The 24,640-nt window shown below is 60.0% G+C and carries 30 protein-coding genes and 1 pseudogene; 15 read left to right on the forward strand and 16 right to left on the reverse strand.

Going from position 1 to position 24,640, the window contains the following annotated elements; genetic code table 11:
* Positions 1-58: 58 nt before the first annotated feature.
* The 5 genes from lolA (at position 59) to cysG (ending at position 5,268) form a co-directional block, all read left to right on the forward strand.
* Entirely contained in the window at positions 59-679 is a 621-nt protein-coding gene (lolA, locus tag GTQ41_RS10690) for an outer membrane lipoprotein chaperone LolA (protein WP_041074219.1), read from the forward strand.
* Positions 680-880: 201 nt separating this feature from the next.
* Positions 881-2,203 carry a replication-associated recombination protein A gene (locus GTQ41_RS10695; protein ID WP_003223849.1) on the forward strand — a complete coding sequence of 441 codons (1,323 nt, stop codon included), beginning with the start codon at positions 881-883 and terminating at the stop codon, positions 2,201-2,203.
* Entirely contained in the window at positions 2,203-2,577 is a 375-nt protein-coding gene (crcB, locus tag GTQ41_RS10700; RefSeq protein WP_041074221.1) for a fluoride efflux transporter CrcB, read from the forward strand. The genes GTQ41_RS10695 and crcB overlap by 1 nt, the downstream gene beginning before the upstream one ends.
* Positions 2,578-2,592: 15 nt before the next feature.
* Complete coding sequence (gene serS, locus GTQ41_RS10705) at positions 2,593-3,873, forward strand: serine--tRNA ligase (RefSeq protein ID WP_007908080.1); 1,281 nt, start codon at positions 2,593-2,595, stop codon at positions 3,871-3,873.
* A complete protein-coding gene (cysG, locus tag GTQ41_RS10710; RefSeq protein ID WP_217325495.1) occupies positions 3,874-5,268 on the forward strand; it encodes a siroheme synthase CysG in 1,395 nt (464 codons plus the stop codon).
* 94 nt (positions 5,269-5,362) lie between these two features.
* Here the strand turns inward: cysG and GTQ41_RS10715 are convergent, their stop codons facing one another.
* The 8 genes from GTQ41_RS10715 to GTQ41_RS10750 all read right to left on the reverse strand — a co-directional run bounded on the left by GTQ41_RS10715 (position 5,363) and on the right by GTQ41_RS10750 (position 10,124).
* Positions 5,363-6,364, reverse strand: a complete 1,002-nt coding sequence (locus GTQ41_RS10715) for a glutathione S-transferase family protein (RefSeq protein WP_047295103.1) — start codon at positions 6,362-6,364, stop codon at positions 5,363-5,365.
* 91 nt (positions 6,365-6,455) lie between these two features.
* Positions 6,456-7,457, reverse strand: a complete 1,002-nt coding sequence (locus tag GTQ41_RS10720) for a glycosyl transferase family protein (RefSeq protein WP_047295101.1) — start codon at positions 7,455-7,457, stop codon at positions 6,456-6,458.
* Positions 7,454-7,789, reverse strand: a complete 336-nt coding sequence (locus GTQ41_RS10725; protein ID WP_047295099.1) for a TusE/DsrC/DsvC family sulfur relay protein — start codon at positions 7,787-7,789, stop codon at positions 7,454-7,456. Before GTQ41_RS10725 ends, GTQ41_RS10720 begins: the two co-directional genes overlap by 4 nt.
* A complete protein-coding gene (tusB, locus tag GTQ41_RS10730) occupies positions 7,786-8,079 on the reverse strand; it encodes a sulfurtransferase complex subunit TusB (protein WP_047295098.1) in 294 nt (97 codons plus the stop codon). Before tusB ends, GTQ41_RS10725 begins: the two co-directional genes overlap by 4 nt.
* Positions 8,079-8,435 (reverse strand): sulfurtransferase complex subunit TusC, encoded by a 357-nt coding sequence (tusC, locus tag GTQ41_RS10735; protein WP_047295096.1) that lies wholly within the window; start codon positions 8,433-8,435, stop codon positions 8,079-8,081. The genes tusB and tusC overlap by 1 nt, the downstream gene beginning before the upstream one ends.
* Position 8,436: 1 nt before the next feature.
* On the reverse strand, positions 8,437-8,829 hold the full coding sequence (gene tusD, locus GTQ41_RS10740; protein ID WP_047295124.1) for a sulfurtransferase complex subunit TusD: 393 nt from the start codon (positions 8,827-8,829) through the stop codon (positions 8,437-8,439).
* A 235-nt stretch (positions 8,830-9,064) separates the two neighbouring features.
* The gene (locus tag GTQ41_RS10745; protein ID WP_047295093.1) at positions 9,065-9,769 is read right to left on the reverse strand and encodes a YoaK family protein; all 705 of its coding nucleotides are present in this window, start codon (positions 9,767-9,769) and stop codon (positions 9,065-9,067) included.
* Positions 9,770-9,794: 25 nt separating this feature from the next.
* A complete protein-coding gene (locus GTQ41_RS10750) occupies positions 9,795-10,124 on the reverse strand; it encodes a DUF6388 family protein (RefSeq protein ID WP_047295092.1) in 330 nt (109 codons plus the stop codon).
* 134 nt (positions 10,125-10,258) lie between these two features.
* On the opposite strand from GTQ41_RS10750, the gene GTQ41_RS10755 reads away from it, so the two are divergent.
* On the forward strand, positions 10,259-10,609 hold the full coding sequence (locus GTQ41_RS10755; protein ID WP_041074236.1) for a hypothetical protein: 351 nt from the start codon (positions 10,259-10,261) through the stop codon (positions 10,607-10,609).
* A 103-nt stretch (positions 10,610-10,712) separates the two neighbouring features.
* Here GTQ41_RS10755 and GTQ41_RS10760 read toward each other — a convergent pair whose 3' ends face one another.
* Complete coding sequence (locus GTQ41_RS10760) at positions 10,713-11,138, reverse strand: N-acetyltransferase (RefSeq protein ID WP_047295090.1); 426 nt, start codon at positions 11,136-11,138, stop codon at positions 10,713-10,715.
* A gap of 147 nt (positions 11,139-11,285) precedes the next feature.
* Between GTQ41_RS10760 and GTQ41_RS10765 the strand changes: the two genes are divergently transcribed.
* The 4 genes and pseudogenes from GTQ41_RS10765 to GTQ41_RS10780 all read left to right on the forward strand — a co-directional run bounded on the left by GTQ41_RS10765 (position 11,286) and on the right by GTQ41_RS10780 (position 14,363).
* A complete protein-coding gene (locus tag GTQ41_RS10765; protein WP_041074240.1) occupies positions 11,286-11,723 on the forward strand; it encodes a hemerythrin domain-containing protein in 438 nt (145 codons plus the stop codon).
* 222 nt (positions 11,724-11,945) lie between these two features.
* Entirely contained in the window at positions 11,946-12,581 is a 636-nt protein-coding gene (locus GTQ41_RS10770; RefSeq protein ID WP_047295087.1) for a lytic polysaccharide monooxygenase auxiliary activity family 9 protein, read from the forward strand.
* Positions 12,582-12,621: 40 nt separating this feature from the next.
* Positions 12,622-13,623 (forward strand): annotated as a pseudogene (locus GTQ41_RS10775) (chitinase); the annotation flags it as partial.
* 152 nt (positions 13,624-13,775) lie between these two features.
* On the forward strand, positions 13,776-14,363 hold the full coding sequence (locus GTQ41_RS10780; protein WP_047295083.1) for an NUDIX domain-containing protein: 588 nt from the start codon (positions 13,776-13,778) through the stop codon (positions 14,361-14,363).
* 83 nt (positions 14,364-14,446) lie between these two features.
* Here the strand turns inward: GTQ41_RS10780 and GTQ41_RS10785 are convergent, their stop codons facing one another.
* On the reverse strand, positions 14,447-14,962 hold the full coding sequence (locus GTQ41_RS10785) for a methylated-DNA--[protein]-cysteine S-methyltransferase (protein ID WP_047295081.1): 516 nt from the start codon (positions 14,960-14,962) through the stop codon (positions 14,447-14,449).
* A gap of 150 nt (positions 14,963-15,112) precedes the next feature.
* On the opposite strand from GTQ41_RS10785, the gene ggt reads away from it, so the two are divergent.
* The gene (ggt, locus tag GTQ41_RS10790; RefSeq protein WP_217325497.1) at positions 15,113-16,840 is read left to right on the forward strand and encodes a gamma-glutamyltransferase; all 1,728 of its coding nucleotides are present in this window, start codon (positions 15,113-15,115) and stop codon (positions 16,838-16,840) included.
* Positions 16,841-16,906: 66 nt separating this feature from the next.
* Positions 16,907-17,440 (forward strand): cysteine hydrolase family protein, encoded by a 534-nt coding sequence (locus GTQ41_RS10795; RefSeq protein WP_047295077.1) that lies wholly within the window; start codon positions 16,907-16,909, stop codon positions 17,438-17,440.
* 286 nt (positions 17,441-17,726) lie between these two features.
* Here GTQ41_RS10795 and GTQ41_RS10800 read toward each other — a convergent pair whose 3' ends face one another.
* A complete protein-coding gene (locus GTQ41_RS10800; protein ID WP_047295076.1) occupies positions 17,727-18,368 on the reverse strand; it encodes a TetR/AcrR family transcriptional regulator in 642 nt (213 codons plus the stop codon).
* Positions 18,369-18,609: 241 nt separating this feature from the next.
* Here GTQ41_RS10800 and GTQ41_RS10805 point away from each other — a divergent pair, with 241 nt between their 5' ends.
* Positions 18,610-19,245: a hypothetical protein gene (locus tag GTQ41_RS10805; RefSeq protein ID WP_047295074.1), complete on the forward strand. Its 636-nt coding sequence runs from the start codon at positions 18,610-18,612 to the stop codon at positions 19,243-19,245.
* 40 nt (positions 19,246-19,285) lie between these two features.
* Here GTQ41_RS10805 and GTQ41_RS10810 read toward each other — a convergent pair whose 3' ends face one another.
* From GTQ41_RS10810 to GTQ41_RS10825, 4 genes are all read right to left on the reverse strand, one after another.
* Entirely contained in the window at positions 19,286-19,831 is a 546-nt protein-coding gene (locus GTQ41_RS10810) for a hypothetical protein (RefSeq protein ID WP_047295072.1), read from the reverse strand.
* Positions 19,832-19,924: 93 nt separating this feature from the next.
* Positions 19,925-20,260 (reverse strand): hypothetical protein, encoded by a 336-nt coding sequence (locus GTQ41_RS10815; protein WP_143519852.1) that lies wholly within the window; start codon positions 20,258-20,260, stop codon positions 19,925-19,927.
* Positions 20,261-20,340: 80 nt separating this feature from the next.
* On the reverse strand, positions 20,341-21,057 hold the full coding sequence (locus GTQ41_RS10820) for a hypothetical protein (RefSeq protein WP_047295070.1): 717 nt from the start codon (positions 21,055-21,057) through the stop codon (positions 20,341-20,343).
* A 105-nt stretch (positions 21,058-21,162) separates the two neighbouring features.
* Positions 21,163-21,468 carry a hypothetical protein gene (locus GTQ41_RS10825; protein WP_047295068.1) on the reverse strand — a complete coding sequence of 102 codons (306 nt, stop codon included), beginning with the start codon at positions 21,466-21,468 and terminating at the stop codon, positions 21,163-21,165.
* A gap of 157 nt (positions 21,469-21,625) precedes the next feature.
* On the opposite strand from GTQ41_RS10825, the gene GTQ41_RS10830 reads away from it, so the two are divergent.
* Complete coding sequence (locus GTQ41_RS10830) at positions 21,626-23,071, forward strand: SulP family inorganic anion transporter (protein ID WP_047295066.1); 1,446 nt, start codon at positions 21,626-21,628, stop codon at positions 23,069-23,071.
* A 105-nt stretch (positions 23,072-23,176) separates the two neighbouring features.
* Here the strand turns inward: GTQ41_RS10830 and GTQ41_RS10835 are convergent, their stop codons facing one another.
* The gene (locus GTQ41_RS10835; RefSeq protein ID WP_047295064.1) at positions 23,177-23,692 is read right to left on the reverse strand and encodes a carboxymuconolactone decarboxylase family protein; all 516 of its coding nucleotides are present in this window, start codon (positions 23,690-23,692) and stop codon (positions 23,177-23,179) included.
* A 131-nt stretch (positions 23,693-23,823) separates the two neighbouring features.
* On the opposite strand from GTQ41_RS10835, the gene GTQ41_RS10840 reads away from it, so the two are divergent.
* The gene (locus GTQ41_RS10840) at positions 23,824-24,639 is read left to right on the forward strand and encodes an AraC family transcriptional regulator (RefSeq protein WP_047295062.1); all 816 of its coding nucleotides are present in this window, start codon (positions 23,824-23,826) and stop codon (positions 24,637-24,639) included.
* Position 24,640 lies beyond the last annotated feature (1 nt).

The raw sequence follows: 24,640 nt of genomic DNA on the forward strand, positions 1-24,640 counted from the left end.
CAAGAGGCGGGACAATGATGTGCCGCCGCTCTCCCAACGAGTATTCAAGAGGACTCCCATGCGTCTTATCCGCATGCTGTTGCCAGTACTGGCGCTGACCACGCTCACGGCCCACGCCGATGACAAGGACGTGGCGCGTCTGACTCAATTGCTGGAAACATCGAAAACCCTGACCGCGAACTTCTCCCAGCTGACCCTCGACGGCAGCGGCACCCAGTTGCAGGAAACTCGCGGTGATATGGTCCTGCAGCGTCCGGGCCTGTTCTACTGGCACACCGAAGCGCCAAACGAGCAGACCATGGTTTCCGACGGCAAGAAGGTCACCCTGTGGGACCCGGATCTGGAGCAGGCGACCATCAAGAAGCTCGACGAGCGTCTGACTCAGACCCCGGCGCTGCTGCTCTCCGGTGACGTGTCAAAGATCAGCCAGAGCTTTGAGATCAGTGCCAAAGAGGCGGGCGGCGTGATCGACTTCACCCTCAAGCCGAAGACCAAGGACACCCTGTTCGACAGTCTGCGTCTGTCGTTCCGCAACGGCCTGGTGAATGACATGCAACTGATCGACAGCGTCGGCCAGCGCACCAACATTCTGTTCACCGGGGTCAAGGCCAACGAAGCGGTGCCGGCGTCGAAGTTCAAGTTCGACATCCCGAAGGGTGCTGACGTTATCCAGGAATAAACCCCGGATCCCGGGTCGGGTTCTTGTGGCCTGGAGCTTTTGTGGCGAGGGGATTTATCCCCGATGGGCTGCAAAGCAGCCCCAAAAAAGGTGACTGCTGCGTAGTCCATCGGGGATAAATCCCCTCGCCACAGGGTCACCAACAGGTGTCCACAGGTATTCCAACCGGTTTCAGACAATCAGAGGTTTCAACGCTACGTGATGGATCTGTTTCGCAGTGCACCGATTGCCCAGCCGCTGGCCGCGCGTTTGCGCGCGACCAATCTGGATGAGTACGTCGGTCAGGAGCACGTGCTCGCTCGCGGCAAGCCTCTGCGTGAGGCGCTGGAGCAGGGTGCCCTGCATTCGATGATCTTCTGGGGGCCGCCGGGTGTGGGCAAGACCACCCTGGCGCGCTTGCTCGCGGAAGTCTCGGACGCACATTTCGAAACGGTCTCGGCAGTGCTCGCCGGGGTCAAGGAAATCCGTCAGGCGGTGGAAATCGCCAAGCAGCAGGCCGGCCAGTACGGCAAGCGCACGATTCTGTTCGTCGATGAAGTGCACCGCTTCAACAAATCGCAGCAGGATGCCTTCCTGCCCTACGTTGAAGACGGCACGCTGATTTTCATCGGCGCCACCACTGAAAACCCTTCGTTTGAATTGAACAACGCGCTGTTGTCGCGGGCTCGCGTCTATGTGCTGAAAAGCCTCGACGAGACAGCACTGCGCAAACTGGTGCACCGCGCACTCACCGAAGAGCGTGGCCTGGGCAAGCGCAACCTGACCCTCAGCGATGAAGGCTTCCAGATGCTGCTGTCGGCCGCCGATGGCGATGGCCGGCGCCTGCTCAATCTGCTGGAGAACGCCTCGGACCTGGCCGAAGACAACAGCGAAATGGGCACCGAGCTGCTGCAAAGCCTGCTCGGCGACACCCGACGGCGCTTCGACAAGGGCGGCGAAGCGTTCTACGACCAGATCTCCGCGCTGCACAAATCGGTACGCGGTTCCAACCCTGATGGCGCGCTGTACTGGTTTGCGCGGATGATCGATGGCGGTTGCGATCCGTTGTACCTGGCGCGACGCGTGGTGCGCATGGCCAGCGAAGACATCGGCAATGCCGATCCGCGCGCGCTGAGCCTGTGCCTGGCGGCGTGGGAAGTGCAGGAGCGTCTTGGTAGCCCGGAAGGCGAACTGGCGGTGGCCCAGGCCATCACCTATCTCGCCTGTGCGCCGAAAAGCAACGCGGTGTACATGGGCTTCAAGACCGCGCTGCGCGCGGCTGCCGAGTACGGTTCGCTGGAAGTGCCGCTGCACTTGCGCAATGCGCCGACCAAACTGATGAAGCAATTGGGCTATGGCGACGAATACCGCTACGCCCACGACGAGCCCGATGCCTACGCTGCCGGTGAAGACTATTTCCCGGAAGAGCTTGAGCCGATCCCGTTCTATCAACCGGTGCCCCGTGGCCTGGAATTGAAGATCGGCGAGAAGCTCAACCACCTCGCGCAACTCGACCGTTTAAGCCCAAGACAGCGGAGAAAATAGTGCTTCCATTGATTGTTGCGGTCTCCGTCGGCGGAATTGCCGGCACCCTGTTGCGCTTCGCCACCGCTAACTGGGTCAACGCCAATTGGCCGCGGCACTTCTATACCGCGACGCTGGCCGTTAATATCGTGGGCTGTCTGCTGATTGGCGTGTTGTACGGCCTGTTTTTGATACGCCCGGAGGTGCCGATCGAGGTGCGCGCCGGGTTGATGGTCGGCTTCCTCGGGGGGCTGACGACTTTTTCATCCTTTTCACTGGATACGGTGCGCCTGCTGGAAAGCGGGCAAGTGCCGCTGGCCCTGGGCTATGCGGCGATCAGCGTATTCGGCGGGCTGCTCGCGACGTGGGCCGGCCTGTCCCTGACCAAACTTTGATAACGAGAAACCGACATGCTCGATTCCAAACTGTTACGTAGCAACCTTCAGGACGTAGCGGACCGCCTGGCTTCCCGTGGCTTTGCCCTGGATACCGCGCGCATCGAAGCGCTGGAAGAACAGCGCAAGACCGTCCAGACCCGCACCGAAGCACTGCAGGCTGAGCGTAACGCGCGTTCCAAATCCATCGGTCAGGCCAAGCAGCGCGGCGAAGACATCGCGCCGCTGATGGCGGACGTCGAGCGCATGGCGGGCGAGCTGAGTGCCGGTAAAGTCGAGCTGGACGCGATCCAGACCGAACTGGACTCGATCCTGCTGGGTATCCCCAACCTGCCGCACGAATCGGTACCGGTCGGCAAAGACGAAGACGACAACGTTGAAGTGCGCCGCTGGGGCACGCCGACTGCTTTCGATTTCGAAGTGAAAGACCACGTCGCGCTGGGCGAGAAGTTCGGCTGGCTGGACTTTGAAACCGCCGCCAAGCTCTCTGGCGCCCGTTTCGCCTTGCTGCGTGGCCCGATTGCTCGCCTGCATCGCGCCCTGGCACAGTTCATGATCAACCTGCACGTCAACGAGCATGGCTACGAAGAGGCCTACACGCCTTATCTGGTTCAGGCCCCGGCGCTGCAAGGTACCGGTCAACTGCCGAAGTTCGAAGAAGACCTGTTCAAGATCGCCCGCGAAGGCGAAGCCGATCTATACCTGATCCCGACTGCCGAAGTGTCGCTGACCAACATCGTGGCCGGTGAAATCGTCGATTCGAAACTGCTGCCGATCAAGTTCGTCGCGCACACCCCGTGCTTCCGCAGCGAAGCCGGCGCATCGGGTCGTGACACTCGCGGGATGATCCGTCAGCACCAGTTCGACAAAGTCGAGATGGTCCAGATCGTCGAGCCGTCGACTTCGATGGAAGCGCTGGAAGGCTTGACCGCCAACGCCGAAAAAGTCCTGCAGCTGCTGGGTCTGCCTTATCGCACCCTGGCGCTGTGCACCGGCGACATGGGCTTCAGCGCCGTGAAGACCTACGACCTGGAAGTGTGGATTCCAAGCCAGGACAAGTACCGCGAAATTTCCTCGTGCTCCAACTGCGGCGACTTCCAGGCCCGCCGTATGCAAGCGCGTTTCCGTAACCCGGAAACCGGCAAGCCTGAGCTGGTACATACCCTGAACGGTTCCGGCCTGGCGGTCGGTCGTACTCTGGTTGCCGTGCTGGAAAACTACCAGCAGGCCGACGGTTCGATCCGCGTGCCGGACGTACTGAAACCGTACATGGGTGGCCTTGAGGTCATCGGCTAAATGAAATATCTGCCGCTGTTTCACAACCTGCGCGGCAGTCGTGTGTTGGTGGTCGGTGGGGGGGAAATTGCCTTGCGCAAATCCCGCCTGCTGGCCGATGCCGGTGCGCTGCTGCGGGTGGTCGCACCTGAAATCGAAGCGCAACTGCGCGAACTGGTCACTGCCAGCGGTGGTGAATGCCTGCTGCGTGGTTATGTGGAAGCGGATCTGGACGGCTGCGGCCTGATCATCGCCGCCACCGACGATGAAACGCTCAACGCCCAGGTCTCCAGCGATGCCCATCGGCGTTGCGTGCCGGTCAATGTGGTTGACGCGCCGCAGTTGTGCAGCGTGATATTCCCGGCGATGGTCGATCGCTCGCCGCTGATCATCGCGGTGTCCAGCGGCGGCGATGCGCCAGTGCTGGCGCGGCTGATTCGCGCCAAGATCGAAACCTGGATTCCTTCGACTTACGGCCAGTTGGCCGGTCTTGCCGCACGTTTTCGCAATCAGGTGAAAAATCTGTTTCCCGATGTGCAGCAGCGTCGCGGGTTCTGGGAAGACGTGTTCCAGGGCCCCATTGCCGACCGGCAACTGGCCGGGCAGGGCGCCGAGGCCGAGCGTCTGTTGCAGGCCAAGATTGATGGCGAGGCGGACATCACCACCGGTGAGGTGTATCTGGTGGGCGCCGGGCCGGGTGATCCGGATCTGCTGACCTTCCGCGCACTGCGTTTGATGCAGCAAGCTGACGTGGTGCTGTACGACCGCTTGGTCGCGCCGGCGATTCTTGAGCTGTGCCGTCGCGATGCCGAGCGTGTCTACGTCGGCAAGCGTCGCTCCGACCATGCGGTACCGCAGGACCAGATCAACCAGCAACTGGTGGACCTGGCCAAGGCCGGTAAGCGGGTGGTGCGCTTGAAGGGCGGTGACCCGTTCATCTTCGGTCGCGGCGGTGAAGAGATCGAAGAGCTGGCGGCCCATGGCATTCCGTTCCAGGTGGTGCCGGGGATCACGGCGGCCAGCGGTTGCGCGGCGTATGCCGGAATTCCGTTGACCCATCGCGATTACGCGCAGTCGGTGCGCTTCGTCACCGGTCACCTGAAAGACGGCTCCACCGACCTGCCGTGGGCCGACCTCGTCGCCCCGGCGCAGACGCTGGTGTTCTACATGGGCCTGGTGGGCTTGCCGGTGATCTGCGAGCAGTTGATCAAGCACGGTCGCCGCGCGGACACCCCTGCAGCGTTGATCCAGCAGGGCACCACGGTCAATCAGCGGGTCTTTACCGGGACGCTGGCGGACCTGCCGCGCCTGGTGGCGGAGCATGAAGTGCATGCGCCGACGCTGGTGATCGTCGGTGAAGTGGTGCAGCTGCGCGAGAAGCTGGCGTGGTTCGAAGGGGCTCAGGCGCAAGTTTGAGTCAAAGCAAAAAGATCGCAGCCTGCGGCAGCTCCTACATGAGAATGCGTTCCCTGTAGGAGCTGCCGCAGGCTGCGATCTTTTGCTTTTGCTGTTAGCCCTTCAACCAAACCCCTTTCGCATTCAGGCGCTCCCGGTCATGCGCCACACTGAAATCCTGCTCTGGCCCCTTCGGCACAATCCCCGTGGGATTGATGGTCTTGTGGCTGCCGTAGTAGTGGTTCTTGATGTGCTGCAAATCCACGGTCTCGCCAATCCCCGGCCACTGGTACAGCTCACGCAGCCAGTTCGACAGGTTCGGATAATCGGCAATTCGCCGCAGATTGCACTTGAAGTGCCCGTGGTACACCGCATCGAAGCGAATCATCGTGGTGAACAGACGCACGTCGGCTTCGGTCAGGTATTCACCGGTCAGGTAACGATTGGCGCCCAGTATTCGCTCCAGATGATCCAGCTCGGCAAACACTTCATCGAAGGCCTGTTCATAAGCCTGTTGCGAGGTGGCGAAGCCGGCGCGATACACGCCGTTGTTCACCGCCGGATAAATCCGCTCGTTCAGTGCATCAATCTCGCCACGTAACGGTGCCGGGTAGAAGTCCAGCTCGTTACCGGTCAAGCCATCGAAGGCGCTGTTGAACATGCGGATGATTTCCGCCGACTCATTGCTGACAATGCGCTTGAGTTTCTTGTCCCACAACACCGGCACCGTGACGCGCCCAGTGTAATCCGGGGTGTCGGCGGTGTAGCGCTGGTGCATGAAGGCGAAATTATCAAGTTTGTCGCCGGTCGAGCCCAAGGCCTTGTCGAAGGTCCAGCCGTTTTCCAGCATCAGCCAGCTGACCACGGACACGTCGATCAGGCTTTCCAGGCCTTTGAGCTTGCGCAGGATCAACGTGCGGTGCGCCCACGGGCAGGCGAGCGATACATAGAGATGATAGCGCCCGGCTTCGGCGGCGAAACCGCCTTCACCGCTTGGCCCGGGCTGGCCGTCAGCGGTGACCCAGTGGCGACGTTGCGCCTGTTCGCGCTGGAAGGCGCCGTCCTTGCTGCTTTCATACCACTTGTCCTGCCAGTGGCCATCGACGAGTAAACCCATGATCAAGACTCCTGAATCCAATAAGCGTTGGAGCCGAGTCTATTCCGATGAGTTCGAACAAAAAGCGCAAAGATCGGGCGTCTATGATCGGTTAAATCGATTTGTTGCGCGCGGCCCAGTATTGCTCGGCGGTTTCAAAGGCTTGCTCGCGGCTTTGACCGAGACCACGCAGGGCCAGGGCCATGGTCGAGATCAGGGCCATTTGCGGATAGCTGTCGACCACGTCGCCACGCCACACCGCTTTGAGATGTTCAACGTCCAGCGAGGCCGGTTTGACGTGGCGCTGGCTCGACAGTTGCGGCCATTCTTCGTCCCAGCTCTCGCCGCCCTTGGTGCCGTACAGATGGCTGTCGGCATCCGGGTTGATCTCGATCTCGCCGCCATCGCCCTTGACGACGATCGCCGTGTCGCCAAGCAGACCGCTGGCCTCACGGTGCACCGCTTGATAGCCCGGGTGGAAAATACTTTGCAGGCCACAACGGGCGCGCAGCGGATTGAGGATCCGTGCCAGCGAATGGATCGGCGAGCGCAGGCCCATGGTGTTGCGCAGGTCGATCATCTTCTGCAACTGCGGCGCCCAGTCCATCAGCGGCATGAACGCCAGGCCGCCGTTGTCCAGCGCGTTGCCCACCTGCTGCCACGTGCGGCACAGCGGGATGTTCAGCTCGCCAAGCAGTTGTTCGGTGTACAGACGCCCGGCGGTATGCGCGCCGCCGCCGTGCATGAAGATGCGCACGCCGTTTTGCGCCAGACACTTGGCCGCCAGCAGGTACCACGGCAGGTGGCGCTTCTTGCCGGCATAGGTCGGCCAGTCCAGATCGACATTCAGCGTTGGCGCTGCCAGGCGCTCGCGCAGGGCCTCGGTGAAACCGGCCATTTCCTCGGCGCTTTCTTCCTTGTGCCGCAGCAGCATCAGAAAGGCTCCGAGCTGGGTGTCTTCGACCTTGTCGTCGAGCACCATGCCCATGGCTTCCCGGGCCTCTTCACGGGTCAGGTCGCGGGCGCCGCGTTTGCCCTTGCCGAGGATTCGCACGAATTGCGCGAACGGGTGCTCGGCGGGCGTTTCGAGGGTCAGCGCTGGAAAGTCGGTCATAGGCAATTCGTCGGTTTGGGCAGGCCCGCCAGTTTCGCGGCGAGTTTGGCAGGGGTGCCTTTGAACAATCGGTTCAGGTGCAGGCTGTTGCCTTTGTCCGGGCCGAGTTGGAGTGCGGTGTATTTGATCAATGGACGGGTGGCTGGCGATAGCTGAAATTCCGCGTAGAAGCTGCGCAGCAGTTCGAGGATTTCCCAGTGTTCGGCAGTCAGTTCGATGTCCTCGGCAGCGGCAAGGGCGCTGGCGACGTCATGGGACCAGTCATCGAGGTCGACCAGAAAGCCGTCCTTGTCGAGTTCGATGGCGCGGGCGCCTACAGTCATCGAATTCATAGCCAGCTGTTGACCTTGTCGTGGTGGATCGACAGTTCGACGAACGCTGGATAGTCGATGGCCTCGGCCCAGTCGGGAGCAACGATGGCGCGGGCCTGCAGGTCTTCGGCGAGGGCGAACAGCTTGACCCGGCGCTCGTTCAGCGTGGCGAATGGCGCGGTGCCGGGTTGCAGGGCATACACCGCGTCACCGGACAACAGCAAGGCGTCGGCAGCGCCGATCACGCGCAGGCAACTGTTCAGGCGTTCGTCGCCGAACGGGGAATGAGACAACACATGCAAAGTCGACATCAGAGGGTGATCACCTGGTCGTAACGGTCAATAAGGGCGGTGATTTCGCTGGCGCCGAGCGGCTGCGCTTCGTCCAGCGACAGCGTGCTCAGGCCACGGGCGCTGGCGCTGTCGGTGCAGTAGAACAGTTCTTCGACACCGAACATCGGCAGCGCCTGCAGGTTGGCGCTCAGGTCTTTCTGTTGCAGGGCCTTGGCGTTCTGTCCGGCGGCCAGTTGCAGTACGCCGTCATCGAGAAACAGCAGGCCGATCGGCAGATCGAACGCGCCGCCGGCCAGCACGATGTCCAGCGCCTCGCGGGCGCCGGGGCCGGACCATGGCGACTGGCGGCTGATGATCAACAGGGATTTGGCCATCTCACGCACCTCCGAAACAGATCAGTCGATCGGCGTCCTGCACTGCATCGTGCAACTGGCCGAGGCCGGACAACTCCCACGGTGCGCTGACCGCAACGGCATCACGCTGATAACGCCTGGCCTCTTCGTCATTCAGTACGCCACGACGCAGGGCGGCGGCAATGCATACCACGCCGTCCAGTTGTTGCTCGGTGATGAACGCACGCCACTGTTTGGGCAGGTCCAGTTCGTCCTGCGGGGTGACCGCCGCGTCGGAGGCGTTGTAGACGCCGTCCTGATAGAAAAACAACCGGACAATCTCATGTCCACCAGCCAGCGCCGCCTGAGCAAACAGCAGGGCACGGCGCGAGGAGGGCGCATGGGCGGCGGAAAACAGCGCAATGGCGAACTTCATGACGGACTCGATCAGCAAAACTGCGGCCATGATAAAGCTTTATGAAGGCAGCCGCGAAACCCAAGTTGCACACACCGATTGCGCGGGAATAACTGTCCGCCTGCTGCTATCGGTCATAGTGCGAATCCATGTAGGAGCTGCGGCACGCTGCGATCTCTTGATCTTTACAAGCAAGATCAAGAGATCGCAGCCTCGTTTCACTCGACAGCTCCTACAGGGGGGAGTGAGGCCTCGATTAGCGCGGCATATAGCCCAGTTGCCAGCGCCGCGGAATGCTCAGCGACAGCACACCGAGCGCCGCCGCCAGCAAGCCGCTGGCGAACAGCGCCCGAAGCCCGAAATGATGTTCCAGCACTGCGCCGAGAATCGCGCCGATGAACATCCCGCTCCATGGCACCAGTTGCACCCGCCAGCCGTTACGGCGTTCGCCGAGCATCCAGCGGCCGAGTCCACGGCCGAACCGCGATAGCGCGCCGGTCACATAGGTCAGGCCGACCGGCAGACCATTCACTTCCTCGACCGCCGCGTTAAGCATGCCCATCGCGATGATCGCCGCCAGCAGCGCCGGCAGTTGCGCGTCATACGGCCACGCGGCCGCGAAGCACAGCAGGGTGGCGATGCACAGCAGCAAGGGCAGTGTGCGCCGACCACTGAGGCGACCGATCACGATGCCCAAGGCGTTACCGATCACGAACGTGACGACGAGAATGACCAGGCGCAGCGTCAGGCCGAGGTCGCCGTCACTGATCGCCACCGCCAGCCGCGTGGTGTTGCCGCTCATAAAGGAAACGAAATCGCCACTGGCCATGAAGCCGATAGCATCGGTCATGCCTGCCAGCACGGACAGACTGGCCACCAGTGCCAGACCGATACGCCCACGCCATTTCTGCCGATGCAAATGCCCGGACGTGGCGCGGTGAGTCGAAGTGGAGGGTAGCATCGGTGACGATATCCTTGAGCGGCGGTTAAGGTTCCAACCCGTACAGATCGCAGTAATCGGCCCAGCTCATGTGGGCCATTTCCGCCACTTCGCGGTGCACCTCCATGCGCTGAGCCTGGTACTCCCCGGGCGTTTGCGCCGTGAGCTGCAAGGTCAGTTCCCAAGCGAACAGGCCTTGATTCTCCGCCTCAGCCTCGAAGGCTTCGTGCAGGCGCTCCTCACGATACTGCGCCGGGGTTTCGCCCTTGGCCTGGGCCAACAGCGGGTTGAGGTGATCGAGGGTTTCGCGCAATTCGGGGCGCGCGTCGAGAAACAGTTTCAGGGCTTGTTCATGTCGCTGGTCGGTGGGCGCCATGTGTATTCCTTGTCAGGCTGATGACCCTAGGGTGCCGGAGCGGCCGGCGTGTGTCGCGCTATAAATGCAGTAAAGCAGAACGATTTTGCCTGTTGCGATGATACAGTCCGCTTTTTTCTGAATGAGCGAATGCAATGCGAATTCTGATGGTAGCGCTGGCCGCGACCGTGCTGGCGGGCTGCGCGGGTTCGGTGATGGACGATTCTCGCACCAAAGCCCCTTACAAGGTTCTGACCTCGGACAAGCCCGAGAAAGTCGTGGCCCAGTGCGTGCAATTCGCCTGGCAGGACGAGGCGGTGTTTGGCGTGGATGCCGGCGCGTATCTGCAACCGGGCAAGAAGGGCGGCTCGACGGTGTATACCCGTTCGGCGGAATCGTTTGTCGACGTGACCAGCGATGCGTCGGGGACGGTGCTCAATTACTACGTGCAGAAGGATGATTTTGTCGCCAAGCGGCGTTTGGCGGGGTTGGCGACCTGTCTTTGATCGTGTGTTGACGCGACTGCCGTCTTCGCGAGCAGGCTCGCTCCCACTGTTTGAAATGCATTCCATTGTGGGAGCGAGCCTGCTCGCGAAGGGCTATTGAGATTCAACCCTTCAGGCGCTTCTGGAAATAATGCCGGCTATGCCCCGGCGGGTAATCAACGATCTCGCCAAACTGGCTGAATCCCAGCTTCTTGTAGAACGCCGGCGCCTGAAAATCGAAGGTGTCCAGCCAGATGCCCAGGCAGTGCTTTTCCTTGGCCAGATTTTCCGCCATGGCCATCAGTTCCGAGCCGATGCGCTGTCCGCGACCCTGTTCCGGGACGCAAAGCAACTCGATGTACATCCACTGGAAGATTACCCGGCCATACAAACCGCCGAGTATCGCGTCGTGTTCATCGCGCACCAGCAGGGCAAATGGTTCCGAGGTGGAGCCCCCGGTCTGGGCGTCGTTGTACGCAATCAAAGGCTCGAGAATGGCTTTGCGCTGTTCTTCCGTAGGGTTCTGCGACAGCTCGATTCGCAACGTCATGCGCAACTTCCTTGTGAGGTGAACGCGCAGCCTATCCTGCCCGGCGGGCGCTTTCCAAGTCCTTGCTCATCCCTTTGGAACCGCCGCTGTTGCGTCGGGGTCTAGCTTCTACAGCGTCATTTCGAACGCGGTTGATGAGGACCCCCCATGAATATTTTCGAAGCCCTTCGCGAAAGCCACGACCGTCAGCGCAATTACGCCAAAGCTCTGGTCGAAACCAGCGGCGACACCCCGGAGCGGGTCGAAGCCTACAAACAGCTCAAGGCCGAACTGCAGGCCCACGAAACCGCCGAAGAACGCCACTTCTATATCCCGTTGATGGAGTTCGACAATGGCGTCGACCTCAGTCGACATGCCATCTCCGAGCATCATGAAATGGACGAGATGATGGAAGAACTGGATGAGACCGAGATGTCCAGCCCGGCGTGGCTGGCCACTGCAAAAAAACTTTCCGACAAGGTTCATCACCATCTCAAGGAGGAGGAGCAGAAATTCTTCCAGATGGCCGGCAAGTTGCTCGACGACAAGCAAAAGGAACAGCTCGCCGGGCAATACGAAAAGGAATACCAGGCACAACTGGAGTGAGTGATGAATGCGAGTTTTTGCTGTGTCGGCGTGTAGGCCTTTAGCCATGCGTCAGGTGGGCGTTGTCGCAATTGGCTGTATATTCATCCAGTGTTTGCGGCATTTTCCACTGGAGACGCCGATGGCCTGCGACAAAACCGCCGATGGACAAAAAAACCACCTCCGTTAGCTTGAAGGCCTCTCCTCGGACAGGAGAGTTCTTAAATCAACGGAGTGAAAAACATGAATCAACCACAAGCTCAAACCCAGCTGCGACACGGGCGCGTTACCTCTCCAGCCAGCCGCGGTGCGGTCGCCATCGAGCAAGGATTGCTCGGTGCCTGGCAGGTCAACGAAATGGAAGGCGGCAAGAACTTCCCGGCGCTGACCGCAGGGCCGTTTCCTGCGCCCTATGGCAGTGACAGCGACAGCGTCACCCCGCCCGCCGACGGTTACATTCTCAGCGGTGGCAAAACCGATGCCCGTGACTGTGTGAACTTCACCGACGAGGAAATGAGCAAAAAGCTCAACCGTCCGTTCAACTGGCCGCTGCTCAGCGTCACCCCGGGCCAGACCCTGGAAGTGAAGTGGGAATACACCGCGCCGCACACCACCCGCGGCTACCGCTGGATGATCACCAAGGATGGCTGGGATCCGAAACAGCGTATTTCCCGTGCACAGCTCGAGGCGCAGCCTTTCGCCGAAGACTTCTACACTCAAGTGCCGTATTACAGCTATCCGGGGGAATTGAAGGCCAAGGTCAATCATTCGGTGAAGTTGCCGGCCAGCAAAAAGGGTCGTCACGTCATCGTGTTGATGTGGATCGTCGCCAACACCGGTAACGCGTTCTATCAGGCGTTCGACGTCGACTTCAAATAACGGCGAAACGCTCAACCCACAGGTTCTGAAGGATTAGAACATGTCAAATATCGACTTTTCGTTAATGCACAGTCAGGCCGCCGACGCGGCTTCACTGATGCCGAGCATCGCCGGCAAGAAAATTCTCATGGGTTTCTGGCACAACTGGCCGGCCGGCCCGAGTGACGGCTACCGTCAGGGCCGCTTTGCCGAGATCGCTCTGGAGGCGGTGCCCAAGGAGTACAACGTGGTCGCGGTGGCGTTCATGAAGGGCAGCGGGATTCCGACCTTCAAGCCGTACAACGTCTCCGATGCCGAGTTCCGGCGCCAGGTCGGCGTGCTCAACAGCCAGGGGCGGGCGGTACTGATCTCTCTGGGCGGCGCCGATGCACACATCGAATTGCGCAGCGGCCAGGAACAGCCGTTGGCCAATGAAATCATCCGTATGGTGGAAACTTATGGTTTTGACGGGCTGGACATCGATCTTGAACAGAGCGCGATTGATTTCGCTGCCAACAAGACCGTGTTGCCGGCCGCGCTGAAGCTGGTCAAGGATCACTACGCAGGCCAGGGCAAACATTTCATCATCAGCATGGCCCCGGAGTTTCCGTACCTGACCACTAACGGCAAATACGTCGGTTACCTGCAGGCGCTGGAAGGCTATTACGACTTCATCGCGCCGCAGTTCTACAACCAGGGCGGCGACGGGGTCTGGGTACCGGAAGCCAATAATGGCAATGGCGCGTGGATCGCGCAGAACAACGACGCGCTGAAAGAGGATTTCCTCTATTACCTGACTGAAAGTCTGGTGACCGGTACCCGGGGCTTCACCAGAATCCCGGCGGACAAGTTCGTCATCGGCCTGCCGGCCAACGTCGATGCCGCTGCCACCGGTTATGTGATCGACAGCACCGCCGTGGGCAATGCGCTCAAGCGTCTGGCGATCAAGGGGCTGCCGATCAAGGGCCTGATGACCTGGTCGGTGAACTGGGACAACGGCGTCAGCAAGGATCGCCTGCCGTACAACTGGGAGTTCAGCCGGCGTTATGGACCGCTGATTCACAGCGCTCGAACAGCGGCGCAGGAAACGGATGATGCGTTGTCGCGCATCGCCCGTTAATCGCAGGTAAAGAAGCCCGGTAGCGCTGCCGGGCTTTTTTTGTGGGCGCGATTAATCGACTATGGGCGTTTTCCGATGACAAAGGATCAGGCGTCATGATCAAGACAGCCGAGCGGGTCAACATCGTCGACACTCAGGTGTTGTCCCACGACTGGTACCTGTTGCAGAAGATCACCTTTGACTACCTGCGCAACAACGGCGACTGGCAGCGGCAGACGCGCGAAGTCTACGACCGGGGCAATGGAGCGGCGATCCTGTTGTTCAACCGCGAACAGCGCACGGTGGTGCTGACCCGCCAATTCCGTTTGCCGGTATTCGTCAACGGCCACGACGGCTTGTTGATCGAAGTGGCGGCAGGTCTGCTGGAAGGTGCGGCACCGGAGCAGCGAATCCGTGACGAAGCCGAAGAGGAGACCGGTTACCGCGTTCACGACGTGAAGAAGGTGTTCGAGGCTTACATGAGCCCCGGTTCGGTGACCGAGAAACTGCACTTCTTCATTGCCGAGTACGACGCGAAATCGAAGGTCAGTGAGGGCGGCGGCCTCGAAGAAGAAACCGAAGAACTGGACGTGCTGGAATGGCGCTTCGATGAGGCCTTGGCGGCGTTCCACCGTGGTGAGATCTGCGATGCCAAGACCATCATGCTGTTGCAGTACGCGGCGATGAATAACCTATTTGCCTGAGAAAGCAAAGATCGCAGCCTGCGGCAGCTCCGACATTGCTCCACCTGTGTAGGAGCTGCCGCAGGCTGCGATCTTTTGATCTGCTAAAACAAATCCCCAGTCCTGCCCACCGCCGACCAGTTACCACCCTCCAACACCAGCAACCGCTCTTTGGCCTCAAGCCCACCCGCAAATCCGGTCAATTTTCCCGATGCGCCAATCACCCGATGGCACGGCGCCACAATCGAAATCGGATTGCGCCCATTCGCCGCTCCCACCGCACGCACGGCTGTCGGGTTTCCGATCTGCTCGGCGATCTGACTGTAGGTACGGGTTTCGCCAAACGGAATGGTCAGCAACGCTGCCCAGACCTTTTTCTGAAAATCGGTGCCGACAAAATCCAGCTCCAGGTCGAAGCGATCACGCTTGCCGGCAAAGTATTCTTCAAGCTGCTGTGCGGTTCGTTGCAACAGCGGATTATCCGGTGCTGCGCTCATCGGACCAAGGCGCACCCGGCCCGGTTTGTCGTTTTCCCAGAGGATGGCCACCAGTCGTGCGCCGTTCGCAACCAGCTTCAGTTCGCCGACCGGTGAGGGCAGGGTGATGAACGTGTAGGGCATGGGCAGAACTCCGGATCTGCGTGGCGAAGGCGTCCAGCATACTGGCTGATCGGGGAGGCGCAAATCGCAATAGCGACCATACTGCTTGGTGCTTTTGCAGCGTTCCCTTCTGCTCTGCACAGAACCCAAAAACAAAAAAGAGATCGACTCATGAAGTACAAACCTTTGGCCAAAACGCTGATCGCGGCTTCACTGGCACTGAGCTGCCTGATGGCTCACGCCGCTTCCGTGCCCCCGGTTGCCGCCGAGAACGGCATGGTGGTCACTGCCCAACACCTGGCCTCCCATGTTGGCGTCGATGTGTTGAAAAGTGGCGGTAACGCGGTGGATGCGGCAGTCGCTGTGGGCTATGCGCTGGCGGTGGTGTATCCCGCGGCAGGCAACCTCGGCGGTGGCGGTTTCATGACCATTCAACTGGCGGACGGGCGCAAGACCTTCCTCGACTTCCGCGAAAAAGCCCCGCTGGCGGCGACCGCCAACATGTACCTGGACAAGGACGGCAACGTCGTCCCGGACCTGAGCACCCGCGGTCACCTCGCCGTGGCAGTGCCCGGCACCGTGTCAGGCATGGAGCTGGCGCTGAGCAAGTACGGGACCAAGCCGCGCAAGGACATGATCGCCCCGGCGATCAAACTGGCGGAAGACGGTTTCGAACTGGAGCAGGGCGACGTCGATTTGCTGGACTACGCCACCGATGTATTCAAGAAGGACCTGCGTGATTCCGGCTCGATCTTCCTGCACAATGGCGAGCCAATGCAGGTCGGGCAGAAACTGGTGCAGAAGGATCTGGCGAAAACCCTGCGCACCATCTCGGAAAAAGGCGCTGACGGTTTCTATAAGGGCTGGGTAGCCGACGCCATTGTCACCTCCAGTCAGGCCAACAAGGGCATCATCACCCAGGCCGACCTGGACAAATACAAGACCCGCGAACTGGCCCCGGTGGAGTGCGATTACCGCGGCTACCACGTGGTTTCGGCGCCACCGCCAAGCTCCGGCGGGGTGGTGATCTGCGAGATCATGAACATTCTCGAAGGCTATCCGATGAAGGACCTGGGCTTCCATTCGGCCCAGGGCATGCACTACCAGATCGAAGCGATGCGCCACGCTTACGTGGATCGCAACAGCTATCTGGGCGACCCGGATTTTGTGAAGAACCCGATCGAGCATCTGCTGGACAAGAACTACGCGACCAAGCTGCGCAACGCGATCCAGCCGCAGAAGGCCGGGATCTCCGCCGAACTGAAACCCGGCGTCGCGCCCCATGAAGGCAACAACACCACGCACTATTCGATCGTCGACAAGTGGGGCAACGCGGTGTCGGTCACCTACACCCTCAACGACTGGTTCGGCGCCGGGGTGATGGCGAGCAAGACCGGGGTGATCCTCAACGACGAAATGGACGACTTCACCTCCAAGGTCGGCGTGCCGAACATGTACGGTCTGGTGCAGGGCGAGGCCAATGCCATCGCTCCGGGCAAAACTCCGCTGTCGTCGATGAGCCCGACCATCGTCACCAAGGACGGCAAAGTGGTGATGGTGGTCGGTACGCCGGGTGGCAGCCGCATCATTACGGCGACCTTGCTGACCATGCTCAACGTCATCGACTATGGCATGGGCCTGCAGGAAGCGGTGGACGCGCCACGTTTCCACCAGCAATGGATGCCTGAGGAAACCAACCTCGAAGACTTCGCGGCCAGCCCCGATACGAAGAAGCTCCTCGAGAGCTGGGGCCACAAGTTCGCCGGGCCGCAGGACGCCAACCACATCGCCGCGATCCTGGTCGGCGCGCCGTCGCTGGGCGGTAAGCCAGTGGGCAAAAACCGCTTCTACGGTGCCAACGATCCACGACGCAATACTGGATTGTCACTAGGCTACTGACAGGGGTAAAAAGGGGGCGGGCGCTGCTCCGCCCCGGTTTCAACGTTCGCTCAAGGAAGGCCCATCATGTCTAGCGCATTGCTGATCATCGACGTCCAACAGGCTCTCTGCTCGGGCCAATATCAGTGCTTCGACATTCGCCGCGTCATCGACACCATCAACCAGCTCAGCAGGCGCGCGCGCAAGGCCAGCGTGCCGGTGGTGCTGATTCAGCATGAAGAAAAGGACAGCCCGCTGGCCCATGGTGGCGAAGGCTGGCAACTTGCCGATGGCCTGCTGACAACCGCCAAAGACCTGCGCGTACGCAAAACCACCCCGGATTCGTTCTACCAGACCGAGCTGGGCAAACTGCTGCCCGGCGAAGACTTCGAGCGCCTGATCATCTGCGGCCTGCAAACCGACTATTGCGTCAACGCCACCGTGCGCCAGGCCCATCAGCTGGGGTACGACGTCGTCCTCGTGGCAGACGCTCATTCCACCCTCGACAACGGCAACATGAGCGCCGAAGACATCATCGCCGAACACAACAAGGATCTGGCGCACTTGACGGGGGCCACCGGACGCATTGACGTCAAACCCGCAACCGAGGTCATTTTCTGAAGCCCGAAAATAGCTCTGTTGTTCTTACTGACCTCATCGCTGGCAAGCCAGCTCCCACAGGGTTTGGCATGGATCACAAGGTCTTTGAACAACACAGATCATTGTGGGAGCTGGCTTGCCAGCGATGGCGGTGGATCTGTTAATGAAGATGCAAGCTGTACCCACCCAATCGCCAGCAGGCTGGCTCCTACAATGATTGATGGTAAACACCAATCCCCATGTCCAGCGCAAACCTTCTGTGGCGAGCGAGCTTGCTCGCGCCGGGCTGCGCAGCAGCTCTCCTGCTTCAAGTCGCAAACAACACGCCGCGAATCGCCCCGACCCGCGGCGCCTCGACCCCCTCCAGCACCAGCCGCGTAATGGTTCGCGCTGCTGTCGCATAGTCCTCATCCTGGGGGATTTCACGCCCGGTGATGCAGCCCATTTGCCAACCCAGGTTGGTGTAGGTGCGGGTCGCCGACCAGATGAACAGCATCAGATGTTCCGGGTCTACCGGCGCCAGCAGGCCGCGTTCGATCCAGCTGCGCAGGCAGTCGACATTGCGCCGGGCTTCGGCGTGCAGCAGGTCGCGGCATTCGTCCGGTAGCTGACGGCCACCGAGCAGCAGCTCGCCGCTGAACACCTTGGCAATCGCCGGGTGCTCGCGGGCGATGCGGATACGCGCAGCAACGTAGGCGCGCAGGCCAATCATGGGGTCGTCGCTTTCGCGCAGCGCCGCCGAGGCTTCCAGCAGCGGTTCGAGGAATCCCAGCAAAACCTTGGAATAGAGGTTTTCCTTGGTCTGAAAGTAGTAATACAGGTTGGCCTTGGGCACGCCGGCGCGGGCGGCGATATCACGAGTCTGGGTGGCGTCGAAGCCGTTGGCGGCGAACTCTTCGCTGGCGGCGGCGAGGATCAATTGTTCGTTGCGTACGCGGATGGCACTCATGGGAACACGATGTAAATGGCTGGCATGGGCAGGTACTGACAAATTCGGTTTCGCAATATACAAAACTATATAGCGATGAGACCAGCTGACTGCTCGATTTGCGGCAGAGCTGAGCGAATATTTATGTGTAAATTTCCCGAAGCGGCCTTTCCTCAAGCGAGCACTCTCTCTAGAATCCGCCCCGCCTCCGCAATGGAGGCTCATTGCTATCATTTGGCTCGGTTCACATAGGGAAGACAACATGCAATTCGGGAAAATCCTGGCGCTGGGCCTGGTGCTTGCGCTCGGTGGTTGTGCCAGTTTCACCAAAGACGAAGTCGCGCCGGTCAAGCTGCCATCGATGGCCAGCTACGCGAATAAACCGAACGTGTATGTGGACTTCGACTTCTATCAGGGCGAGCCGAAAAGCACTTCGGCCGTAGAAGTGCCGCAAGCGCGAGATCAGCTCAAACCTGAGCTGCAAAAAATTCTGAGCGATTCGGGCCTTTTCGGCCGCGTCACCCTGGACGAGTTCCAGAAGCAACCGGGTGACTACAGCCTGCGTCTGAAAATGTACAACCATCCGCCGAATGCCGGTTCGATGGTGTTGGGCTTCATCAGTGGTTTCAGCCTCGGGGTAATCCCCGCGTACGGCACCGATCAGTACACCATGAGCCTCGAAGCCGTGGACGGAACAGGCCAGGCCCTGACCACCGCGAGCAACCATGATGCGGTCGGTACCTGGATCGGTATTTGGTTCATTCCGCTGATGGGCAACACCCCGAAGGCCGCGGTCAACGACACGTTCGCCCGTCAGGTCAACGCGCTGCTCAAGCAGATGATCGACAATAACAACCTGAAATACTCGGCACTCGAGACCCGCACTCCGCGGGCCTGATGCCAAAAAAAGAGCCGCAATTGCGGCTCTTTTTTTGCCCTTACTCCAGGGCCTGGATGAACTGCGGATCGCTGTACAGTTCCTTCAACAGATCACGCAGCATCGGGTTATAGGCGTTGACCGCATTCGGAATCGCAATGAAACCGAAGAAGCTGCTGCTCCACTGGCTGCTGACATTCTTGGTTGCGTCGTAGACCACATTCTGGCCATTGATCAGAGTGAAGCGTGCCGCGATTTGACCTTCGCCTGTGCCCATGCCGGCCGACAGGTTGTTCTTCACCACCAGCACTTTCAACTGACGCTGAGCCTGCGGATCAAGCAGGCCGGCCTTGCGCAGTTCTTCGGTGATCGCGTCCTGGATATGCGCCGGGATGCTGCCGGACGGCGAGCGCACCGGATTGGCCCGCACGGTCAGCGAGCCTTCGCCGGACTCGGCCGTCACCAGTGGATTGCTGACCGCATGCAGGGGCGGGGTCTGCTTGAGCTTCTGGACGTTTTCGAAGCTCGGCTCATAGCGGGTCATGGTCATGCCACAACCTTGCAGCAGCACGGCCAGCATCGGGATCAACAACAGAGACTTTTTCACGGCGTTTCCTTGCGTGAGGAATAAGGGGGGCGGATTATGGGCAGAGTGCCATCATTGATCAACATCAAAAGGGCCGCCGTTTGCGTTCATCTGCTAGATGAAATCCACCCATACTGCGTTGCCCACCAGATGGCAACGCGCCACCCCTTCGTGATCCAGCACAGCGCAAAGAAATGACGCATGACGCGGTGTAAGGGCCGGCCAGTTACTCTCCAGAAACGATCCCACACTGTGGGGAGGAGCATTGGTCATGTCGAAACCACCGCGAACTCGCTGACCGTGAAAGTTCAGTGTTATGGCATTGATGACTGCACTGCTGATAGTTACCTCGCCTGATTCAAACTCCAGGGTAATACCTGTGCGGGCATTGCCTCTGTAGTTGAATTCGGTTCGTCTGGACGCATGGCCACAGGTCATGATGGTTGGCAATTGATCACCTCTAAAAGAAAAAGCGCGACAGGTTGATACCTGGAGAGTCAAGGTCGGATAACGACAGGCGCTGCCCGGCGTCAATCAGCCCGTACCTGATTGATCAAAACCGGTAATCCCCAGCCTCCTTTACCGTCCAGCGACATGATGGAAAGCAGGTAGTTGTCGACTTGGCGCAGAGACACGTCATGCGCGAATTGCGCTTTCATATCATTCTGTAGATTGAGCACTTTCTTGCACCACTCGCCATAACGCGCAACTTTGCCGAATGTCGTATAACCCCGATAGCTTTCCCCCCGAGCGTCCATGACCCATGACCAGCTCAATCGGGCGAGTGAATCGACTATCGGAAAAAAATTCGGGCGGTGGAAGTGCAAGTATTTGGACGCCAGGCTGCTGTTTTCCCGTTTATTGGCAGCGCTCAATGCTTTGCACAATTGGGCATGGATCGCTGTCGCCTGGTCGATGTTGCGCAAGGAAAGCACAGCCGGTCGAGGAATTTTCGCCAGCAGGTCATGAACATCGGACTGAGCAATGGCATGGGCCGCCTCGATAATCACATCCAGCGCCTGGCGTTCGTCTTTTGCAGTGCCATTGGTTTTCCGGCGCTCGACCGATGCCGAATAAGTTCGACCGATCAGCATCAGTTTTCCGATGATTTGCGCCGGCTCGTCATTGTCTGGATTGTCCTTAACCGCTTGGTAAAGCATCTGATTGACAACGTCGAACGGTGGGCAGCCAAAAGCGTTGCCCAGCCAATTTGCTTTAGGTGGATACCATTGTTCCTGAGTAGACATTTTCAGATCCATGAATGATGGCGAGTTGGCATTATGCCAGTGTCATTGCCAGGAAAAAATGCAGCGGCGACGGCCATCGAAAAGAGTAGAACGTCAGCGTATTGTTTATTGGGCACTGGTCGCCAAACGAACTTCGATTTGAGCCAGCTCCCAAGTACTTAACAGGCTGATCGGGTCGGTACCGAAAAACTGCGAGCTGCCGAACACCCATTCTTTGCCATCCGGACAGCGGCACTGTTTGCAATGATGCAGACGCTGACCATCAAATTCGACCTGTAGCTTCCAGCCTTCAAGATCCAGCCATATGTGATTGGCAGTGAGTGGCCCGTCAACATGAGTCAGCGATAGACGTCCCAGCGCAGCCTCGCGCAAGCGCTGGCAAACGTCGCGGGCGGTCAGCAATGCAGTCATGGTCGTACTCGGTGGATGCAGGACGCGCCAGCATAAAGGTCGCTTCGTCGGGTGTCAGCGATCACTGGCCCGAGCCCGGACATTTCCGTAACATCCGCAACCCTCCTTTTCGCGAACATCCGCGGCCACGCTCGCTGGCCGCTCAGTCAGGTAAGCCATGAAACCACAACGTCTGCGCGCCGATGTCCTGGCCGGACTCACCACCTCGTTTGCCCTGTTGCCCGAATGCATTGCGTTCGCGCTGGTGGCGCATCTCAATCCACTGATGGGCCTGTACGGCGCCTTTTTCATTTGCACGTTGACCGCATTGTTCGGCGGCCGGCCGGGAATGGTCTCCGGGGCGGCGGGTTCGATGGCGGTGGTGATCGTCGCGCTGGTGGTGCAGCACGGCGTGCAATACCTGTTGGCGACCGTGTTGCTCGGTGGCCTGATCATGATGGCGTTCGGCTTGTTGCGCCTGGGCAAACTGGTGCGCATGGTGCCGCATCCGGTGATGCTCGGTTTCGTCAATGGCCTGGCGATCATCATTGCCCTGGCGCAACTGGAGCATTTCAAGAACGGTGAACACTGGCTCAGCGGCACGCCGCTGTACCTGATGACCGGGCTGGTGCTGCTGACCATGGCCATCGTCTATATCCTGCCACGCCTGACCCGCGCGGTACCGCCGGCATTGGTGGCGATCCTCGGTGTGGGCCTGCTGGTCTACCTGTTCGGCCTGCCGACCCGCACCCTCGGCGACATGGCGCACATCGCCGGCGGCCTGCCGACCTTCGCCGTGCCAGACATTCCGTGGAATCTGGAAACCCTGCGCATCATCGCTCCGTACGCGATTCTGATGGCGCTGGTCGGTCTGCTGGAAACCCTGCTGACCCTCAACCTCACTGACGAAATCACCGAAAGCCGAGGCTATCCGGATCGCGAGTGTGTAGCGTTGGGGGCGGCGAATATGGTCTCGGGCGCGTTCGGTGGCATGGGCGGTTGCGCGATGATCGGCCAGACCGTGATCAACCTCAGCTCCGGCGGCCGTGGGCGTTTGTCCGGGGTGGTCGCGGGTGTGTTGATTCTGCTGTTCATCCTGTTTCTGTCGCCGCTGATCGAGCGTATTCCGCTGGCGGCGCTGGTGGGCGTGATGTTCGTGGTGTCACAGCAGACTTTCGCCTGGGCCTCGTTGCGGGTGTTGAACAAAGTGCCGCTCAACGATGTGCTGGTGATCATCGCCGTGACCAGCATCACCGTGTTCACCGATCTGGCCACTGCCGTGCTCTGCGGGATCATCATCGCCGCGCTGAATTTCGCCTGGCAGCAGGCCCGCGAGTTGTACGCCGATGAACATCTGGAAACCGACGGCAGCAAACTCTATCGCCTGCATGGCACGCTGTTTTTCGCCTCGACCACGCCGTTTCTCAACCAGTTCGACCCGGCCAATGACCCGGCCCGGGTGACGCTGGATTGCCGGCATTTGAGCTTCGTTGACTATTCGGCGATTGCCGCGCTGAAGACCTTGCGCGAGCGTTACGCCAAGGCCGGCAAGGAATTGCAGGTGTTTCATCTGTCCGAGCGCTGCAAGAAACTGCTCAAACGCGCGGGCGTCGAACATCATTGATCAATTGTGAGAGCGGGCTTGCTCGCGAAGGCGCAGTGTCATTCAACACACTGGTTGATTGATTCAGCGCTTTCGCGAGCAAGCCCGCTCTCGTTTTTTTCGCGTTCAATCAATGGCCGGGAAGTCGATGTCGGTCAAGGCCGCGTTGTTCAGGTAGTTGGTCAGCGACTGCACAGCCACCAAGGCAATCACTTCGATAATCTTGCTGTCGTCAATGCTGGCAGCGCGGGCGGCGGCGATCTGCTCGTCGCTCAAGTGGCCGCGGCTATGCGTCAACTGTTGGGCGAGAGCGGCATAGGCATTCAATTCACCGTGACGCGCGGCACCGATGTCCTGCGCCGAGAGCCCGGCCTTGCTGGCAAACAGGCTGTGCGCGGCCAGGCAATAATCGCAGCCGTTGACCTGTGATGTGGCGAGATACACCGCTTCTTTTTCCTTGGCGCTCAACGAAGTCTTGCCGAGGATCGCCGAAGCTTGCACGTAGGCTTCCAGGGCCACCGGGGCTTTGGCCAGCGTGGTAAAGACATTGGGCAGGAAGCCGATTTTTTTCTTCACACCTTCCAGGGTCGGGCGGCTGGCGTCGGTGGCGTTTTCAAGGCTGATTGCAGGGATGCGGCTCATGGTGATTCTCCTGAAGTCCGGTACGAAGTGCACCGGGGATGGAGGCCATGTTATGGCGCACGGCTGGCGCTTTGGCCGCAGATCGTCGAGGATATGCAACAGATCGTCCAGATATGCATCGGGAGTCGCCCATGGATCGTCTTTCAACGCTGCTCAGCCATTTCGGTGTGAGTGCCGGCACCTTTCACAGTGGCACGTTTTGCGGCGTCGGCCTGCATGAGGGCGAACCGGTCGGGCATGTGCATCTATTACAGGCCGGCGAGTTGTTGCTGAAAGCGGGCAATCAACGTGAGGTTCGTATTGTCGAACCTTCACTGATTTTCTTCCCGCGACCCTGCACTCATCGGATGTCCGCCGATGAGGCCATGGGCGCACAGCTGGTCTGCGCCACGCTGACGTTTGACGGAGGTTCCGGCAATGCGCTGGCGGCGGCACTGCCGGATTATCTGCTGCTCAGACTCAGCGAAATCCCGGAGTTGGGCAACACGCTGGAATGGCTGTTCAGAGAAGCCTTTGAAGGTCATTGCGGGCGCGTGGCGGTGATGGATCGTTTGTTTGAATTGCTGGTGATCCTGCTGTTGCGCCACCTCATCAGCAGCCGTGTCCAGCCACCCGGCCTGATGGCCGGGCTCGCGGATCCGCGCTTGTCTCGCGCCTTGACCCTGATGCATGAGCAACCGGCCAGACCCTGGCGTGTGGCGGACCTGGCGACTGCCGCCCATCTGTCCAGAGCCGGATTCGCCGAGCAGTTCCACCGCGTCGTCGGGCAGTCGCCAGCTGACTATCTGCTGAGCTGGCGGATCAGTCTGGCGCAGAAGCGTCTGCGCGAGGGACGGCCAATTGCGCTGATCGCGCAAGAGGTCGGTTATGAAAGTCCTTCGGCACTGGCTCGAGCGTTTCGCCGCAAGACCGGGCTCAGCCCGCGGGAGTGGAAGGCTGGCGTCTGAG

It is taken from the genome of Pseudomonas sp. AN-B15 (assembly GCF_019056475.1).
GTDB classification, from domain to species: Bacteria; Pseudomonadota; Gammaproteobacteria; order Pseudomonadales; family Pseudomonadaceae; genus Aquipseudomonas; species Aquipseudomonas parakoreensis.